At 71.4% G+C, this 16,702-nt stretch carries 17 protein-coding genes and 3 tRNA genes; 7 read left to right on the top strand and 13 right to left on the bottom strand.

The features are described 5' to 3' along the window. The first annotated feature begins 15 nt into the window (after positions 1-15). Entirely contained in the window at positions 16-906 is an 891-nt protein-coding gene (locus EGX94_RS07455) for a shikimate dehydrogenase family protein (protein WP_021797878.1), read from the top strand. Here the strand turns inward: EGX94_RS07455 and EGX94_RS07450 are convergent. The 3 genes from EGX94_RS07450 to EGX94_RS07440 form a co-directional block, all read right to left on the bottom strand. Next, positions 882-1,676, bottom strand: a complete 795-nt coding sequence (locus tag EGX94_RS07450; RefSeq protein WP_021797897.1) for a glycerophosphodiester phosphodiesterase family protein — start codon at positions 1,674-1,676, stop codon at positions 882-884. The genes EGX94_RS07455 and EGX94_RS07450 overlap by 25 nt on opposite strands. After that, positions 1,673-2,356 (bottom strand): SDR family oxidoreductase, encoded by a 684-nt coding sequence (locus tag EGX94_RS07445; protein ID WP_021797905.1) that lies wholly within the window; start codon positions 2,354-2,356, stop codon positions 1,673-1,675. The genes EGX94_RS07450 and EGX94_RS07445 overlap by 4 nt, the downstream gene beginning before the upstream one ends. Positions 2,357-2,929: 573 nt before the next feature. Then, positions 2,930-3,976 (bottom strand): zinc-binding dehydrogenase, encoded by a 1,047-nt coding sequence (locus tag EGX94_RS07440; RefSeq protein ID WP_021797901.1) that lies wholly within the window; start codon positions 3,974-3,976, stop codon positions 2,930-2,932. 426 nt (positions 3,977-4,402) lie between these two features. Between EGX94_RS07440 and manD the strand changes: the two genes are divergently transcribed. Both manD and EGX94_RS07430 read left to right on the top strand, forming a co-directional pair. Next, a complete protein-coding gene (gene manD / locus EGX94_RS07435; RefSeq protein WP_021797904.1) occupies positions 4,403-5,611 on the top strand; it encodes a D-mannonate dehydratase ManD in 1,209 nt (402 codons plus the stop codon). Between the two features lie 291 nt (positions 5,612-5,902). Then, complete coding sequence (locus EGX94_RS07430) at positions 5,903-7,411, top strand: amino acid permease (RefSeq protein WP_043122056.1); 1,509 nt, start codon at positions 5,903-5,905, stop codon at positions 7,409-7,411. Here EGX94_RS07430 and EGX94_RS07425 read toward each other — a convergent pair. The 3 genes from EGX94_RS07425 to EGX94_RS07415 form a co-directional block, all read right to left on the bottom strand. Then, positions 7,342-8,199 (bottom strand): hypothetical protein, encoded by an 858-nt coding sequence (locus EGX94_RS07425; RefSeq protein WP_123826117.1) that lies wholly within the window; start codon positions 8,197-8,199, stop codon positions 7,342-7,344. The two genes, EGX94_RS07430 and EGX94_RS07425, sit on opposite strands and share 70 nt — an antisense overlap. After that, positions 8,108-8,401 carry a hypothetical protein gene (locus tag EGX94_RS07420; protein ID WP_021797880.1) on the bottom strand — a complete coding sequence of 98 codons (294 nt, stop codon included), beginning with the start codon at positions 8,399-8,401 and terminating at the stop codon, positions 8,108-8,110. Before EGX94_RS07420 ends, EGX94_RS07425 begins: the two co-directional genes overlap by 92 nt. 136 nt (positions 8,402-8,537) lie before the next feature. Further along, positions 8,538-8,714, bottom strand: a complete 177-nt coding sequence (locus tag EGX94_RS07415; protein WP_021797874.1) for an HNH endonuclease — start codon at positions 8,712-8,714, stop codon at positions 8,538-8,540. Positions 8,715-9,024: 310 nt separating this feature from the next. Here EGX94_RS07415 and EGX94_RS07410 point away from each other — a divergent pair, with 310 nt between their 5' ends. Both EGX94_RS07410 and EGX94_RS07405 read left to right on the top strand, forming a co-directional pair. Beyond that, positions 9,025-9,237, top strand: a complete 213-nt coding sequence (locus EGX94_RS07410) for a hypothetical protein (RefSeq protein ID WP_021797894.1) — start codon at positions 9,025-9,027, stop codon at positions 9,235-9,237. Next, positions 9,234-9,614, top strand: a complete 381-nt coding sequence (locus tag EGX94_RS07405) for a hypothetical protein (protein WP_043122068.1) — start codon at positions 9,234-9,236, stop codon at positions 9,612-9,614. Before EGX94_RS07410 ends, EGX94_RS07405 begins: the two co-directional genes overlap by 4 nt. Positions 9,615-10,007: 393 nt before the next feature. On the opposite strand, the gene EGX94_RS07400 is transcribed toward EGX94_RS07405, so the two are convergent. The 6 genes from EGX94_RS07400 to EGX94_RS07370 form a co-directional block, all read right to left on the bottom strand. After that, the gene (locus EGX94_RS07400; protein ID WP_021797884.1) at positions 10,008-10,949 is read right to left on the bottom strand and encodes a recombinase family protein; all 942 of its coding nucleotides are present in this window, start codon (positions 10,947-10,949) and stop codon (positions 10,008-10,010) included. Beyond that, positions 10,942-11,322, bottom strand: a complete 381-nt coding sequence (locus tag EGX94_RS07395; RefSeq protein ID WP_123826115.1) for a hypothetical protein — start codon at positions 11,320-11,322, stop codon at positions 10,942-10,944. The genes EGX94_RS07400 and EGX94_RS07395 overlap by 8 nt, the downstream gene beginning before the upstream one ends. Before the next feature lie 474 nt (positions 11,323-11,796). After that, entirely contained in the window at positions 11,797-12,033 is a 237-nt protein-coding gene (locus EGX94_RS07390) for a hypothetical protein (RefSeq protein WP_021797887.1), read from the bottom strand. 332 nt (positions 12,034-12,365) lie between these two features. After that, positions 12,366-12,557: a helix-turn-helix domain-containing protein gene (locus tag EGX94_RS07385; RefSeq protein WP_021797886.1), complete on the bottom strand. Its 192-nt coding sequence runs from the start codon at positions 12,555-12,557 to the stop codon at positions 12,366-12,368. Between the two features lie 391 nt (positions 12,558-12,948). After that, positions 12,949-13,021, bottom strand: a tRNA-Arg gene (locus EGX94_RS07375). 184 nt (positions 13,022-13,205) lie between these two features. Continuing rightward, a tRNA-Ser gene (locus EGX94_RS07370) sits at positions 13,206-13,299 on the bottom strand. 226 nt (positions 13,300-13,525) lie between these two features. Here EGX94_RS07370 and EGX94_RS07365 point away from each other — a divergent pair. Further along, entirely contained in the window at positions 13,526-15,328 is a 1,803-nt protein-coding gene (locus tag EGX94_RS07365) for an LCP family protein (protein ID WP_021797888.1), read from the top strand. Between the two features lie 74 nt (positions 15,329-15,402). Here the strand turns inward: EGX94_RS07365 and EGX94_RS07360 are convergent. After that, a tRNA-Ser gene (locus EGX94_RS07360) sits at positions 15,403-15,485 on the bottom strand. A gap of 69 nt (positions 15,486-15,554) precedes the next feature. Here EGX94_RS07360 and EGX94_RS07355 point away from each other — a divergent pair. Then, positions 15,555-16,535 carry an NAD(P)H-quinone oxidoreductase gene (locus EGX94_RS07355; RefSeq protein ID WP_021797899.1) on the top strand — a complete coding sequence of 327 codons (981 nt, stop codon included), beginning with the start codon at positions 15,555-15,557 and terminating at the stop codon, positions 16,533-16,535. Positions 16,536-16,702 lie beyond the last annotated feature (167 nt).

Below are 16,702 nucleotides of genomic sequence, written 5' to 3'. Positions count from 1 at the left end.
CAGCGGACCGCTTCCGTGCAGCACCGCTGCGCCGTCATCGGCCACCCCGCCGCGCACTCGCTGTCACCCGCCCTGCACATGGCCGCCTACGAGACGCTCGGCCTGAGCGGCTGGAGCTACGAGGCGATCGACGTCGAGCCCGGGCACTTGGACGAGTTCCTGTCCGGCCTGGACTCCAGCTGGGTGGGGCTGTCGGTGACGATGCCGTTCAAGTCCGCGATCATCGCCCACGGCACACCGGAACCGCTCGTCACGGCGCTGGACGCGGCGAACACGATCATCTTCGGCGCCGTTGACGGGTCCCGGCGGACGAGCCGCCGGGAGTCCAACCGCTGCTACAACACGGACGTGCCCGGCATGACGGGCGCCCTGGCGCACCGCGGCCTGACGAGCGCCGACAGCGCGATCCTGGTGGGCGCGGGCGCCACCGCCCGCAGCGGGCTGGCCGCCCTGTCCCGCATCGGCGTCCGGCACGCCGAGGTCATCGCCCGCAGCCTTGAGCGCGCCCACGCCAGCCTGGACGAGGTGGCCGCCCGCTACGGCATCGACCTCGACGTGGTCGGCTGGGGCGAGTTGTCGGCCCCCGGTGGTCTGGGCACCGACCGGGCCGATCTGCTGCTGTCGATCGCACCGGTCGACTTCACCGACGCCGAGGCCGCGCGGATCGTCCGTGCCGCCCCGGTCGTCTTCGACGTCTTCTACGAGCGCCACCCGTCCGCGCTCTCGCTGGCGGCCGCCGCGGCGGGCCGGGTCAGCGTGGACGGCATCGACCTGCTCGTCTTCCAGGGCATCGGTCAGGTGCAGCTCATGACCGGGCTGACGCCCGACCCGGAGCCCCTGCTGGCGGCCTGCGCCGCCGAACTGGCGCGCCGCCGGGACAGTCAGGCGCGCCGCCGGGACAGCTGACAGACCGAGGTCCTGGCTCGGGTCCCCTTGTCGGGCCGGAGGCTCCCGCCCGCTGCATCGCGCACGCCGAGGGCCGCGTCGGGCGTGTTCGTGATGATCGCGTCGACGTCCAGGGCCAGCGCGGCGCGCACCTGCTCGGGGCGGTCGAGTGTCCACACGTTGACCTCGATGCCCTTGCGGTGGGCCTTGCGCACCGTGTGCGGCGCGATCGCCATGACCCTCCCCGAGGGGTGGAGCGCCGCGGCCCCGAGGTCGAGGGCGTACCTGGTCGGCCTCCGCAGCACCTCGTCGTAGAGCAGGCCGACGCGCTCGCCCATCCGGGCCATGAGCCGCATCGAGGCGTGGTTGAACGACGAGTAGATCACCCGGCCGCCCCAGCCCAGTCGCTCGACGGTCTCGACCACCTCGGCCTCCATGCCCGGATAGGACACGACCGAGTTCTTGAGCTCGATGTTCGCGCTCAGGCCGGTGCCGGCCAGGGCGGTGAGCACGTCGTCGAGCGTGGGGATGCGGGTGCCGGCGAAGTCGGCGCGGCCGCACGAGAAGTCGTGGCGGTGCAGCTCGGCCAGGCTCATGTCGCGGATCCAGCCGTGGCCGGTGCTCGTCCGGTCGATCTGCTCGTCGTGGCAGACGACGAGCCGGCCGTCGCGGGTGCGCTGCACGTCGAGCTCGACGCCGTCGGCGCCGAGTGCCGCGGCGGCGGTGAAGGCGGGAACGGTGTTCTCGGGCGCGGCCCTGCTGGCGCCCCGGTGGGCCCAGATCCGCGTCACCGGGTGGGTCTGACGGAGAGCATGTCGATGACGGCGCCGGGGTCCATCGTGAGGGCGAGCCGCACGGTGCGGGCGACGTCGTGGGGACGAAGGTAGCGCTCGGGCTCGTACGGGTTGCCGAGCTCGGCCTGCATGGCCACCTGCATGTCGGTGTCGACCTTGCCGGGGTGGATCGAGGTGACGCGCACGACACCGGCCTCCTCGGCGCGCAGGCCGTCGGCGACGGCGATGAGGGCGCGCTTGGACGCCGAGTAGCAGGCGTCGTTGCCGCGGGTGTGGAAGCCGCCGCCGGAGTTGATGAAGACGACGTGGCCGCTGCGGGCGCGCAGGGCCGGCAGGAGGAGGCGGGTCAGCTGGGCCGGGGCGATGACGTTGAGCTCGAACTCGGCGCGCCACTGCTCGGGGGTGAGCTCGGCGATGCGCCCGAGCGTGGTCTGCCCGGCGCACGGGACGAGGGCATCGAGCTCGGTGATGGGCGCGGCGGCCGCGACGAGGGCGTCGCCGTCGAGCACGTCGGCGATGAAGGGTTCGGCGCTGGGCAGGGACTCGACCAGGGCGTGCACCGCATCGGGGCGCCTCCCGCCGACGACGACGTGCCAGTCGCCGGCCAGCTCCTCGGCGATCGCGCGGCCGATGCCGCGGGTCGCACCGGTGACCAGAACACTCTTGCGCTCACTCATGGCCCAAGCCTACGGGCCCGGGGCCGTTCGGCAGGCACGGGCATTCCTGTCCGCCCGGGGGAGCACCGGTCAATGCCCTGCTCCCAGATCAGCGGCGTAGGCATCCCCGTCCACCCGGGGGGAGCACGGCCACACGGCTACACCATCGCTTTCAGATCGGGGCATCCCCGTCCACCCGGGGGGAGCGCAGGCGGGGCCGGCGCTTCAGGAGCTGGGTAGGCATCCCCGTCCACCCGCGGAAGCACCCTCGTCCCTCCGGAAGATGCGGGCATCCCCGTCCACCCGGCCCGTGCCGGTCGTCTGCGGAGCGTTCGGCCTGGAGGCGCGATGCACGTCGCCCTGCCGCTCGCACCTCTACATTCGTGCCCCCGCCTCACTCTTGCGCTCGCACCTCGGACATATCCCGGGTGTCGGCGTAAAAGTGCGGTGCGAACGCAGGGGACCGAAAGTGAGGCGGGAGCGGGAGGACGGGAGGTGCGGTGCGAACGGGGCGGGAGAACGGGGCGAGAAGGGGACGCCGGGACCGGGAGACGGGAGAGCCGTGATCGCGGAGGGAGGCGCGGCGGGCCGGGGTCAGACGACGATGACGATCTTCCCGCCGGCGGCGCCGTCCTCGAGCAGCTGGTGGGCCGCCGGCACCTCGTCCAACCCCATGACCCGCCCGATCGGCACGCGCACCCGGCCCGCCGCGACGTCATCGAGGAAGCGCTGGAGCACCTCGGCGGGCAGGTCGGCGGCCTCGCCCGAGTAGGCGGTGAGCCGCACCCCGTTGGGCAGGAAGTCGATGGGGTAGAAGTCCGGCAGCGACCACTCGTGCGAGACCATGCCGGTGAAGCAGCACACGCCCCCGGGACGCCCCGCGCCGCCGCGGCGCAGCGCCCGCACGGTGTCGCGCAAGGTCGTGGCGCCGATCAGCTCGACGGCGCAGTCGGCACCGCCGGGCACGAGCCGCCGCGCCTCGGCGGCGACGGTCCCGCCGTCGACGAGCACGTGGTCGACGCCGAGCGAGACCAGGCCAGCGACGCTCTCCGGGCGGCGCGTCGTGGCGAGCACCGTCATGCCCCACTGCTTCGCCAGCACCGCCAGGGTCATGCCGACCGAGGTCGTACCGCCACGGATGAGCAGGCTCTGACCCTCCCGCCCGTCGCAGCCGGTGGTGAGCGAGCCGTACGCGGTCTGGAGCATCTCGGGGACGGCGCCGAGCGTCGCCCAGTCCAGGCCGGAGTCGAAGGCGATGGCCTGCCCGGCCGGCACGCAGGTGTACTGCGCGTAGCCGCCGTCGTACTCGCGGCCCATGCCGCCCATCATCGTGGCGACCCGCGTGCCCGGCGCCAGGGTCCCGGTGGTGTCCACGTCGACCTGCCCGACGGCCTCGATGCCGAGCACGCGCGGCAGGTGCACCGCATCGCCCGACAGCCCAAGCCGGGTCATGAGCTCGGAGTGGTTGAGCCCGAAGGCCCGCACGCGGATGCGCACCCAGCCCCGAGGCGGCTCGGGCACCGGAAGCTCGCGCACGTGGAGCCTCGTCGCCGGTCCGGGCTCCTCGAGGACGACGGCCCGCATCGTCGCCGACGCGACGGGACCCGCCGCGCCCCCGTCCGCCGTGCGCTTCTCGGTCACGGGGCCAGGCTAATGATCGGGCGCACGCCCGACAAGGGACGACCGCCGGGGCGCCGCTCGTCCTGGGGCATGATCCTGCGCGGCCCCGCCCGACCCGGGCCCGCCCCGATTCCCCACCGATCAGAGACCCTTGGTGACCCCGACCGCACACGTCGAGGTCCGAACGGGAAACTCCGCCCCATGTGCCGCCGGTCCGAGCCCCGGCCGCGCACGCCCGGGCCAGACCGTCCGGGAATGTTGGCGGCGCCGCGCAGGGCGCCCCGGCTCCGCGCGCCCGGGCCACCACCACGCCCCGTCACGGGTAACGCCCAGGCCGCGCCCGACCCGGGCCCGACCGATGAGGAGGTGGGTGCGGCCATCTCGCCGGACGGGTCCGAGGGCACTATGCTTTCCATTGGGTGAACCAATCGTTTCACGAGGAGAACCATGAGGATCGAGTCCGTCGACGTCCTGGTGTGCTCGCCGGGTCGCGCCTTCTGCACGGTGCGCATCGCCACGGACGACGGCCTCGTCGGCTACGGCGACGGTACGCTGAACGGCCGCGAACTGGCCGTCGCGTCCTATGTCGCCGACCACGTGGCCCCGACCCTCGTCGGGGCCGATGCGAGCCGCATCAACGACATCTGGCAGTACTGCTACCGGGGCGCCTACTGGCGCCGCGGACCCGTCACGATGTCGGCGATCTCCGCCATCGACCAGGCCCTGTGGGATCTCAACGCGAAGGCCCTCGGGGTGCCCGTCCACCGGTTGCTCGGCGGCCGGGCCCGCGACTTCATCACCGCCTACCCGCACTGCACCGGTCACACCGTCGAGGCGGCCCTCACCGACGCGGCCGCCAGGCTGGCCGAGGGATACCGGGCCCTCCGCGTCCAGGCGCAGGTGCCCGGCGTGCCCACCGCCTACGGCGTCGCCAGGGGGGACGAGGAGTACGAGCCGGCCAGCAGCGTCCTTCCGGACGTCGAGGAGTGGGACACCGGCGCCTATCTGGACTTCCTGCCCGAACTCATCAGGGCCACCCGCGACGAGCTCGGCTACGGCTTCGAGCTGCTGCACGACGGTCATCACCGCCTCAGCCCGAGCCAGGCCGGTTGGATGGGCCGCCGGCTCGAGCCCTACCGCATGTTCTGGCTCGAGGACCCCACTCCCGAGGAGGACCAGCGGGCCTTCGCCACCGTCCGCTCCCTCACGAGCTGCCCGATCGCCGTCGGCGAGGTGTGGAACAGCGTCCACGACTGCCAGCACGCGATCACCGAACGTCTCATCGACTACATCCGCATCCCCGTCACCCACGGCGGCGGGCTGACGCACCTGCGCCAGATCCTGGCGCTCGCCGACGTCTACGGCATCCGCTCGGGGCTTCAGGGGGCCTCGGACATCTCCCCCATCGGCCAGGCCGCGAACTTCGCCCTCGACTGGACGATCCCGAACTTCGGCATGCAGGAGTACATGGGTTACCCCGAGGACACCTGGCGGGTCTTCACTCCCCACTACCGACTCGAAGGAGGCGTCATCACACTCGACGGCACCCCGGGACTGGGCGTCGAGTTCGACGAGGAGGCGGCGGCCCGCTACCCGTACGAGCCGAGGTCGCTGCCGGTGAACCGCCTGCGCGACGGCGGCATGTACGACTGGTGAGGGCCGGTCGCCCGTCCGGGGCGCCCATCACCCGCGGAACCGGCTCCGTGTCCGTTCCCATCTCACCCTCACGTTGACGCCCGGGGCACGTCCGAGGTGCGAACACAAGACCGAGGTGGGAGCGGAAGGGGGACGAGCCGGTCCAGGCCCCGGCCGGCACCAACCAGCACCCCACGAGCCGGCCGACCCCACGAGCCGGCCAGCCTCCACGTCGGCCCTCGGTCACGCCCCGACCCCGGAATTAACGTGGACGGCGAAGATGTCTTCACGTCAAGGCATTACCGTGAGCAGGTGAGCAGACATGGAGTGCTTCGTCTGAAGCCGATCGAGGACATCATCGCCCAGCAGTCCGAGGACGCTGCCGCCGACGCCGCCTCCCCCGGCGTCCTCAAGCGCCGGTTGACCGTCCGGGACCTGCTCGGGCTGGGCATCGGCATGGTCATCGGAACCGGCATCTTCACCCTGACCGGCATCGAGGCCCGCAACCACGCGGGCCCGGCCGTCACCATCTCGTACGCACTGGCCGGCCTCATCGCCCTGCTCGCGGCGCTGTGCTACTGCGAGATGGCCTCGACCGTGCCGACCGCCGGCTCGGCCTACACCTACGCCTACGCGACGCTCGGCGAGATCTTCGCCTGGATCATCGGCTGGGACCTCGTCCTCGAGTTCGCGCTCGGCGCCGGCGTCGTCTCGCGCGGCTGGTCGGGCTATCTCAAGTCGCTGTTCAACCTTCCGGACGCCCTCTTCGGCGAGACGTCGACGGTCAACGTGGGCGGCATCCTCATCGCGGTGCTGCTCGGGCTCATCGCGATGATCGGCGCCAAGGAGTCGGCGCGCGTGACGAACGCCCTCGTCATCATCAAGGTGACCATCTGCATCTTCATCATCGCGGTGGGCGTCTTCTTCATCCGGGCGGCGCACTACCGGCCGTTCATTCCCGACCCGGTGTCCACGACCGAGAACGGCCGGACCGGATGGGAGACGAGCCTGGTCCAGGCCGTCACCGGCGTCTCGCCGTCCACCTTCGGCGTGGCCGGCATCCTCACCGCGGCCGCCGTCGTCTTCTTCGCATACTCGGGTTTCGAGGTCGTCGCCAACATGGGCGAGGAGACGAGGAACCCGCAGCGCGACCTGGTGCGCGGCGTGCTCGGCACGCTGGGCATCTGCACCGCCCTGTACGTGGCGGTCTGCCTCGTCGTCACGGGCATGGTCAAGTACACCGAGATCGACGAGGGCGCCCCGGTGGCCGAGGCCTTCAAGTCGGTGGGCCTGGGCTGGGCCGGCGCGCTCATCGCGATCGCCGCCATCTGCGGACTCACCTCGGTGATCCTCGTCGACATCATCGGCATGGGACGCATCGCCTTCGCCATGAGCCGCGACGGCCTGCTGCCCATGGCGATCGCCCGGGTGCACCCGCAGTGGGGCACCCCCTACCGTGTCATCCTCCTCACGACGATCTTCGTCGCGACGCTGGCCGGCTTCGTCCCGCTGCGGGCCCTGGCCGACATGGTCTCGATCGGCACGCTGTTCGCCTTCGTCGTGGTCAGCGCGGCCGTCCCGATCCTGCGCCGCACCCGACCCGACCTGGAGCGCCCGTTCACGGTGCCGTTCTCGCCGGTGCTGCCGATCGTCTCGGTACTGGCCTGCCTGTACATGATGATGAACCTGTCACTGGCCACATGGATGCGCTTCCTCGTGTGGATGGTGATCGGCCTGGTCATCTACGCCGGCTACGGCCGCCGCCACGCGCTGGCCCGCCGCCACGACGCCGGACGGGACGCGGTGGTCATCACCGCCTGAACCGCTCCGCCCCCGGGCGCACCGAAGACTCCGGGACGCACGAGGGGCCCGCGCGGATCCGCGCGGGCCCCTCGTTGCGCGCCCAGAGGGAGTCGAACCCCCAACCTTGCGTTCGGGTACCCGATCGGGTCCTTGAGGAGCTCGCCCAGGATGTGCGCGATGTCGCCGAGCGGGTCGCCGGACGGCGCGGCGGAGATCGAGGGGTTGATGGCCTGCAGCTCGTCGTCCGTCGGCTCCTGGGCCTCGTCGCACACGAGCGTGTCGACGGTGAAGCCGCGCCCTGACGACTTCGAGCGGGCGACGAGCTCGATCGAGCCGCCGTTCGTCAGGTAGATCCCCTCCTGGCCATTCACGTTCCTGATCTCGCGCACGAGCTTGTTGAGCTCTTGGAACTCGGCCCCCGGGTCGGCGGCGCGCTCCCCGAAGAAGTACCGGAGCCGCCGGAAGTGCTTCCTGCCCGTCTTGACCTCGTGCGCGGTGTGCAGCACCCGCCGGCCGAGCCCGACCGTGACGAACAGCTCGTACACCTCCAGGATGGCGTTCTTGCCGTTCTGCCGCGGGCATGAGAGCCCGCAGTCGAGCGACGCCCACCGCCCGGCCCGCACCCGCAGCCAGTCCGACAACACGAGCTCCTGCCAGTCATCCGGGATGAGGCCGTAGGAGGAGGCGAGGGAGCATGCCAGGTCTCCGTACGTGTCACCGCGACGAGGTGGCGCGACGCGGACCCTTGGCGGCGTCTCGACGCCGAACCTGCTGGCGTTCCTCGAGCCGGCGCGTGAACTCGTCAAGTCCGGTCTCCTTGCGTGCAGCCGGTTTCTTCCCTGCCGCCTGCTCGAGCTCGTCGATCTGCGCGAGCACGTCGATGAGTCGTGTCGACAGGGCGGCGAAGTCGCGGTTCGAATCGCACTCGTCGAGCTGGGCCGCGAGCATGTCACGGAGCCGCTTCAGCCCCGGCAGCCTGCCCTGGCGGGCTGAGTTGACCAGCGTCATGCGGATCACCTCCGGCTGCGGACCAGGACGGCCCGGGGGGATACCGCCTTGGCCGGAGATGCCCGCTGGGGCCCTCCGGAGGGGATCCCCCCTGGGCCCGTGCTCGTTTCCCAGTCTGTTCCCGTTGCTCCTGTGGTCACTCTGCGAATGTCGAATCGCGCACGAATGGCATCCGCATCGCTTGTGACGTGCTTATCCCGGAAACCTTGTCCGATTTCTGGCGATTGCACACCCGATGCGCCGGCTGCTTGTTGTCGATGGTGTCGGGTCCGCCGGCGGAGAGCGGGAGGATGTGGTCGACGACGTAGGCCATGGGGTTGTCATGGTGAAGGCCTCGGCTTGTGGTGCTCGGGGCCTCGGGTTTCTGGGCGTGCTCCGCCCGCCATCTGTCAGGTTACGGTACCACGGGGTTGGTCCGCGGGCGCTGGGGGCGCGTCTTGGCGGTGGCCGCGAATTGGGGCGTGTCCGCTGGGGTTCTTCGCCCCGGTGGTGAGGAGGACCTCGGCTGCGAGTGCCGGGATCTGGTCGAGCTGGTCGAGTGTGTTGGCGGTCAATTGAAACCCCTCTCGAATACTGCTAGTGCGGGCTTGACTTGTCCTGCAAGTCCGGGCTAGACTAAACTCGTGAATCGCAAGGCAGCGCTCAAGAAGATCAAGGCCGCAGCCAAGGCGCGGGGCCTCCGATTCGAGACCCGCGAACTGACCCGGCACACTGCCGTGCAAGTCGGAGACACGACCCGCACCCTCGGCCGGCACAACGAGGTCGACGACGTGACCGCGGGCAAGTTCTTCGACCAGTTCGCCGACGAACTCGGCGGGAAGGGGTGGTGGCGATGAGCCGCAGAACGTTCACGGTCACGGCCGAGCGCGGCCGTGACCCGTGGTGGGTGACCGAGTGCGCCGAGGTCGGCGCCGTCTCCCAGGTGCGCCGTCTCGACCAGGCGGCCGACGACATCCGGGAGGCGATCGCCTACCTGTCCGGGCTGCCGGAGGACTCGTTCGGCATCGAAGTGGCCCCGGTGCTGCCCGACGCGTTCTGGGAGGCGATGCGAGGCGCCGAGGACCAGCGGGCCGCCGCCGCGGCCGCGAACCGTGCCGCCGCCGAACTGAACCAGCGGGCCGCCCGGGTACTGCGGGACGAGGGCCTGACGCTGCGGGACGTCGGCCACCTGATGGGGGTCTCGCACCAGCGGGCCGCCCAGCTCGTCGGCTGACCGCCGGCCGCCTCGTAGCCGGCCTGCCAGCCGACGGACAGGTCGTGGATCAGTTGGCATGCCGTCTCGCCGCCGCAGTCGCTGAAGCCCACCGGGCCGCAGCTGACCATGAACCGGGTCCGGCGGCCGGGGCGGCGGACGGCGGTGACGCGCAGTTCTACGCCGGTCCGGGAGGCGTCGTAGCCCCAGCGCCAGCGGACTCGGGTCTCGTCGTTCCAGGAGGCGTCGTAGGCCGGCTCGGGGCCGCCGGTGCGGCCCTGCATGGGCTCCAGGGGCACGTACTCGCGGTCCAGTCATCGCACGCCACTCCTGAAACCCGCGAGAATAGATTCTGACGGCCTTTCAGGGCCGGACCCTGGGGGCCCCCGGACGGGCTGGGAAGCCGCCCTAGATTCACCGGTAGGGGTTTCGGGCACTCTCGGTCCTCTCTTCAGATGCCAGACGTCCCGGCCGTCGGTCCGCATGCCGCGTGCGGCCATCTCGGCCCGGGTGTAGCAGCGGCTTCCGCCGCCGCTCCGGGGTCTGAGGCTGCTCGGCGGCAGGGCCGGACTCTGCTGGCGCGGCGGCCTGCCGGGGCTCGTGGGGCTTGCGCTTGCGGGCGACCCTCGTGCGCCCGGCCGGCGCCGGAACCTGCCCGGCGTCGGCCCGCCCGGCGGCAGGCGCCTGGCCGGTCTCGGTCATGTCCGACAACTCCTCGGTCGAGCGCATGCCATGGATCACATCCGCGAACATCATCCGAGCGAGCCGGGTCGTGGCCCTCGCCAGCAGCATCTCGGCCGGCCAGTTCCGCCAGTTGTCCTTCTCCGTCAGCTTCATCGACCCGCCACGGGTACGGATCCGCACCTGGTCGAACTCGGCCTTCGCGGCGACCGCCTCGGTCCACGACTCACTCCCCCGCCGGCGCCCGGCGATCCGGCAGCGACTCGTGGTCATCTCGCGGATCTCGAGCTCATGGCCCGCCTGGGGGATCAGGGCGCGCATCGACTCCGCCGACGTACCGGCCCGACCATCGATGACGTGGATCGAGCCGAGCGCGGTCATCGGGGGAAGGCCGAGCTCGCGGCCGTACAGGATCGCCGCGGTGGTCTTCTCCATCGAGCCGCGCAGCCCGGCCGGCACGAACTCGGTGCCCGCGATCCCCCGCGACAGAGTGACGACGTCGCCCAGGACGTCCGTCCACGAGTCCGTCGCGACATCCCTCAGGTCGGAGGCGCGGTTCGCGACCGGCGCCGCCACGTAGGGCATGACCTCGCCACCCGCGACGTCCTGTCCGACGGGCTGCTCGTCGCCCTGGTCCTCGACGCGCCCGGCCCTCCGCTCACTCAAGTCACTCATTGGGGAATCCCTCCCTCGTCAGGTCCTGCTCCGGGTAGATGGCCGCGCCGATGGTCGGCGCGTAGGTGTCGGCGTCGCGGAACTCCCAGCCGGTCCGCCGGATCCACGCCTCGTAGACCTCGAGGAGGTACAGGAACACGTCGAACACGTCACGGCCGGCGCGGATCGGGTGAAGGTCGACGGTGTCACCGGTGACGTGCGCGATGAGCACGGAGTCGACCTGGGGCATCGGCTCCTCCGCCCACAGGGACGGCCGCCGCCCGCCCCTCGGGCCGGTCTGCGGGGTCTCGGCGAGCATCACGTCCGAGTACCGGTAGGCGGCCTGCTGCAGCGCGAAGTCGTCGTAGACGCCCCGGCCGGTCTTCCAGTCCATGAGGGACAGGCCGAACCGGTCGGAGCGCACCAGCAGGTCGCCGGTGCCGGCGTACCGGTAGCCGGTGTGGCAGACGGGGAACTCGACGGCGACGGTCTCGAGCCCCCCACCGGTCGAGGAACCGGGCTGCGGCCTCGACTTGGAGGCTGATCTCCTCAGGCACCTCGACCTCGCGGCCGAGCGCGATCTGCTCGGCCATGGCGTGGATGCGGGTGCCCTGGTCGGCGGCCTTCTTCACCGTGTTGAAGCGGGCCCTCGAGAGCTCCTCGTAGCGGGCGATCGGGTCGACGGCGGACAGGTGGGCCCAGTTCTCGACGGCGTAGCGGGCGGTGGTGTTGGCCGCCCAGCCGACGAGGGCGGGCTTGTCGAGGGTCTTCCCGATGATTGTGGTGACACCGGGGATCTTGTGCCCGTCGAGGGTGTAGCCGTGCCCCGAGCCGTAGTTGCGGCGCTGGAATCTGGGGGTTCTGGGGGTCATGCGCGTGGCCCTTCGTCGGCGAGTGCGGATGGGAACCGGCTGAGCCGCTGGGCGAGGTTCACACAGCGGCCGGCCTGCCTGGCGGCGCGGCGCCTGCCGCCTTGGCCGAAGACGGGAGGGCCTCCGGCCGGCGCAGGCCGGGCGGCGGTGGCCCGGTAGCCGTCGGCGAGCTTGTGGAGGGCGGCGGCGACGAGATCGATGTCGTCGCGGTCGAGGTACAGCTCTCTGCTCACAGCACGGCCTCCTCGTGGGATGGCTGGCCTGACGCGGTGAGCGCCGTCTGCGCCGCCCTGTCCGATCGCCGGGGCGGCCTTCGCCTGGTGGAGGGCGAACCTGTCCAAGAAGGCGAAGACCGGCGCGGAGACCGCCCGCGACGAGGCGGCGGCGACGCTGGAGGCGGCGCCTATGCCGCCATCTCTCGTGCTACGAGTCGAGGGTGTCGAGGGCCTCGCACGTGCCCTTCCACTGACCGGCGCTCATCGCCGCCGGCCGTTCAGGAACGTGCTGACCGCGGCTGCAAGCGCGAGCAGCGCGCCCGCGGCCGAGACCGTCGCGAAGATGACGCTCATGACGCCGCCTCCTCGCGCCCGGGGCCGCTGCCGATGAGCTCGTCGACGCTGACCCCCCAAGCCCTGGACAGGGCGACCAGCTCATCGACCTGCCACCGGCGCTCGCCGCTGAGCCGCTTGCTTACCGCTGGCTGGGCAAGTCCGACGAGGCGGCCAAGCTCTTCCTGCGTGATGCTGCGCTGCTCCATCAGAGTCTTGATGACCTGACAACCCGATACAGGGTGGATTATGCTGTTTCGAGATCACATGGAGCCTGAAGTATGCCATTCTGAGCTAACTGTCTAACGTCTCCTACCCCGCATGGCGCTCGAGCATGCCAGTATGGCATGCTCGAGCGCCATGAGTGAAGTCCGCGCATTTCGCACCCCCACCCAGAGCGACCTAGTGCAGGCAGTCGCCGCCAACGTGCGCGCCGAGGCGGCGAGGAAGGGGTTCAACCAGACGAGCCTGGGCATGGCAATCGACCAAGCGCAAAGCTCGGTGAGCAGGAAGTGGTGGGGCAAGCGCGCATGGTCCCTGGAAGACCTGGAGACCCTGAGCACAGTGCTCAGGGTCCCCGTGGCCCATCTCGTTTCGTTGCGCGCCCAGAGGGAGTCGAACCCCCAACCTTCTGATCCGTAGTCAGATGCTCTATCCATTAAGCTATGGGCGCTTGCCGGACGGCGAGAAAGAACGATACCCCCTCACCGGCGGAATCTCCAGTCGCCCCGGACGACGGAACGGACCGCGGATGGAGAGCAGTCTGTCGCCCGCCGAGCGGAACCCCGGGCGAGCGGCACGCCGACCCCGGAGGGAGAAGCAGTCCGCCCCGCCGCGGATGCGGCGGGCTGTCCGGCTGGCGGAGGTGGCGGGATTCGAACCCGCGATGGGATGTGAGTCCCAAACCCGCTTAGCAGGCGGGCGCCATAGACCGGACTAGGCGACACCTCCAGCGGCCTCCAACCATATCCGTTGCGGGCGCGACGGGCAACGCGCCGACCGCCGATCGTGGCGTCCACGCGGGCGCTCCGCGGCGCGGCACGCTCAGTCCACAGCTGCACGGGGCATCATGGGTGGGTCAGGGAATCGGTCGGAGCGCATCCGACCGGTTCGACCCGGACCGCCCGGGCACGGGTCGACCGGCCCGACCTCCGGCACGTACGACCAAGAAGGTGTCATGGCAAACCACGACAAGGACGACGCCCCGCGCAGCAACCGTCCCCGCCGGGCAGCGGCAGAGGACACCTACACCTACACCCCCCGGTACGCCCGTCCCGCCGACGAGGAGGCCTCCGGGGCCGGCCACGACGGTGAGATCTTCGACGTCGAGGAGGTCGGCCTGCGCGACGGGGAGCACGCGACTCACGGCGCGGGCAGCCCGCTGTACGACCGCTCGGCCGGCTTCGGTCGGACCCTGGTCCGCACCACCTTCGGCTCGATCATCCCGGGGCTGGGCCTCGTCGGCACCCGGCGCACCCTCCTCGGCCTGTTCCTCTTCGCGGTGAGCCTCATCGCCGGGGGCGCGGCCGCCGTCCTCGCCTTCGTGCACCGCAGCACGCTCGTGTCGCTCGTCGCCAACTCGCGCAACCTGCTCGTCCTCGCCGTGGCCCTGCTCGTCGGCGCGCTGGCGTGGGTCATCGTCATCATCGGCACCTATCTGGTCTCGCGGCCGCGCCGCATGACCCGCCCCCAGCGCCTGGTCGGCGCGGGCGTCGTCTTCCTCATGTCCCTCCTCGTGGCCACGCCCACCGCCGTCGCCTCGGCCTACGCGCTGCAGACGAGCATCGTCCTGGGCAGCATCTTCGGCACCGGTTCGCGCTCGCAGACCCGCCCGAACGTCAGCGGCGACAACCCGTGGGCCGGCATGGGACGACTCAACATCCTGCTCGTCGGCGCCGACTCCGGCGAGAACCGCGACGACGAGCTGGGTCTGCGGACCGACACGCTCATGGTGGCGTCGGTCGACGTCACGACGGGCGACACGGTCATCATCCAGTTGCCGCGCAACCTCGAGAACGTGCCCTTCCCCGAGGGCAGCGCCCTGGCCGGGGCCTACCCCGGCGGGCGCGTCTGGGACGGCTACTCGGACAGCGAGGACAGCTACATGGTCAACGCCATCTGGAACGAGGTGCCCCGGGAGCACCCCGAGCTGTTCACCGACACCGACTATCCGGGGGCCGATGCGACGAAGATGGCCGTCCAGGGCGTCACGGGTCTCAAGATCGACTACTTCATGATGGTCAACATCGACGGCATCCAAGCGCTCATCGACGCGATGGGCGGCGTCACCGTGAACATCAACTTCCCGATCGCCAAGGGCGGCCACGTGAACGGCTACGGCGACGAGGAGTGCGGCGTCGACGGATACCTCACCGTCGGCCCCAACCAGACGCTCGACGGCGAGGACGCCATGTGGTACGCCCGCAGCCGCTGCAACGACCCCGACTACGACTACGGCCGCATGCGCCGCCAGAGCTGCCTGGTGAACGCCATCATCAAGCAGGTCAACCCGCAGACGCTGCTCACCCGCTACGAGGCGATCGCCGCAGCGAGCGAGAACATGATGAGCACCGACATTCCGCAGGACCTGCTCGACAACCTGGCCAATCTGGCCCTCACCGTCAAGGACGGCACGGTGAGCCGCCTGGTCATCGCCCAGAACCTGTCCGGCGCGAGCACCTCGGGCGCCCTCGAGGTCGACCCGGGCAACCCCGACTACGACGCGATCCGCGCGGCGGTGGCCGACGCCGTCGCCCAGAGCGAGAACGGCGGCACGGCCCCCGCGACGAGCGCCTCGTCCCCGGCGACGAGCCGGGCCCCGAGCCCCGCCGCCGGGGACGAGGGCACGGACGCCGGCACGGCGGGCAGCCACGGCATCGGCAGCACCGGCCACGACGAGGAGAGCTCGGCGTCCTCCCCCACGACGAGCGCCACCGCCGAGAACGTCTCGGACGCCTGCGAGTACAACCCGGTGGGCTGACCGGTCGGCGGCCCGCTCGGGCACCATCGCCCAAGCGGGCCCCGACCCCGGGCGTCGGCGGCGCGCCCTCCGGGCGGCGAGGGTGGGATTCGAACCCACGGAGCTCTCGCTCGGCCGCTTTCAAGGCGGCTGCACTAGTCCACTGTGCGACCTCGCCATGACCGCCGGAGACATCCGGCGGCGCCCACTCATGGTAGCCGATGGGCATCTCTGGCAAGCTGGACCCATGTACGCGATCACCGTTTCCGAGCCCGGCGGGGCCGACAAGATCACGTGGGCGCAGGTGCCCACCCCCGAGCCGGGACCGGGCGAGGTCCTCGTGCGCACGCAGGCGGTCGGCGTCAACCGGGGCGACGTCCTCCAGCGCCAGGGCCACTACCCGCCCCCCGCCGGCGCCACCGAGGTCATGGGCCTCGAGGGCCTCGGGATCATCGCCGAGCTCGGCGAGGGCGTCGGCGACCACGAGGTCGGCGAGCAGGTCCTGGCGCTGCTCGCCGGCGGCGCCTACGCCGAGTACTTCGTCGCGTCGGCCGAGCACCTGCTGCCGGTCCCGGCCGGGGTCGACCCGGTCAAGGCGGCGGGGCTGGTCGAGGTGGCCGCCACCGTCGTCTCCAACTTCGACCGCGTCGGACTGGGCGCCGGTGAGACCGTCCTCATCCACGGCGGCGCCGGCGGCGTCGGCGGCTTCGCCATCCAGTACGCGAAGGCTCTCGGCGCCCGCGTCCTCACGACCGCCTCGCGGCGGAAGGGCCCCTACTGCCGCCGGCTCGGCGCCGACAAGGTCATCGACTACGCCGGCGACTGGGAGCCGGCCGTCATGGTCGCCACGGCCGACCGCGGCGTCGACGTCATCCTCGACATCATCGGCGCCAGATACCTCGAGGCGAACGTGCGCTGCCTGGCCACCGAGGGCCGCATGGTGACGATCGGCCTGCAGAAGGGCGTCAAGGGCACCCTCAACCTGGCCGTCCTGCTCAACAAGCGCGGCACGATCACCGCCACGAGCCTGCGCGGACGCCCCGCCGACCAGAAGGCCGCCATCTGCCGCCGGGTGGAGCAGGTCGTCTGGCCGCTGCTGACCGACGGGACGATCAGGCCCGGCAACCAGACGCGCATCCCGCTCCGGGAGGCCGCCCGGGCCCACGAGCTGCTCGAGTCCGGCGAGAACACCGGGAAGATCATCCTGGTCGCCGACCCGCCGCGGTGAGCGCCCGTCCACCACGCCCCGGGGGCCGCTGCCGGGGAGCGGGTCCGGAGACGGACGGGGCCGGCCGGCCGCACGGTCGTGCCACTCAGCCGTGCCGCACGGACATGGGGCCGCCGATGCCCCGGTGAGCACCGGCCCGGACGGGATCGGCGGGGGCGCGGCTCGGT

Source organism: Propionibacterium acidifaciens (assembly GCF_003798325.1).
Taxonomy (GTDB): domain Bacteria; phylum Actinomycetota; class Actinomycetes; order Propionibacteriales; family Propionibacteriaceae; genus Propionibacterium; species Propionibacterium acidifaciens.
This window is presented reverse-complemented; position numbering and strand designations above follow the sequence as displayed.

What these genes read in the sequence shown, in the direction of transcription:
- EGX94_RS07400 (WP_021797884.1), bottom strand. Translation starts at nt 10,949, where the DNA reads ATGAGTGACTTGAGTGAGCGGAGGGCCGGGCGCGTCGAGGACCAGGGC.
- EGX94_RS07445 (WP_021797905.1), bottom strand. Translation starts at nt 2,356, where the DNA reads ATGAGTGAGCGCAAGAGTGTTCTGGTCACCGGTGCGACCCGCGGCATC.
- EGX94_RS07385 (WP_021797886.1), bottom strand. Translation starts at nt 12,557, where the DNA reads ATGGAGCAGCGCAGCATCACGCAGGAAGAGCTTGGCCGCCTCGTCGGA.
- EGX94_RS07420 (WP_021797880.1), bottom strand. Translation starts at nt 8,401, where the DNA reads ATGACGCTGGTCAACTCAGCCCGCCAGGGCAGGCTGCCGGGGCTGAAG.
- EGX94_RS07355 (WP_021797899.1), top strand. Translation starts at nt 15,555, where the DNA reads ATGTACGCGATCACCGTTTCCGAGCCCGGCGGGGCCGACAAGATCACG.
- manD (WP_021797904.1), top strand. Translation starts at nt 4,403, where the DNA reads ATGAGGATCGAGTCCGTCGACGTCCTGGTGTGCTCGCCGGGTCGCGCC.
- EGX94_RS07365 (WP_021797888.1), top strand. Translation starts at nt 13,526, where the DNA reads ATGGCAAACCACGACAAGGACGACGCCCCGCGCAGCAACCGTCCCCGC.
- EGX94_RS07415 (WP_021797874.1), bottom strand. Translation starts at nt 8,714, where the DNA reads ATGGCCTACGTCGTCGACCACATCCTCCCGCTCTCCGCCGGCGGACCC.
- EGX94_RS07405 (WP_043122068.1), top strand. Translation starts at nt 9,234, where the DNA reads ATGAGCCGCAGAACGTTCACGGTCACGGCCGAGCGCGGCCGTGACCCG.
- EGX94_RS07395 (WP_123826115.1), bottom strand. Translation starts at nt 11,322, where the DNA reads ATGGACTGGAAGACCGGCCGGGGCGTCTACGACGACTTCGCGCTGCAG.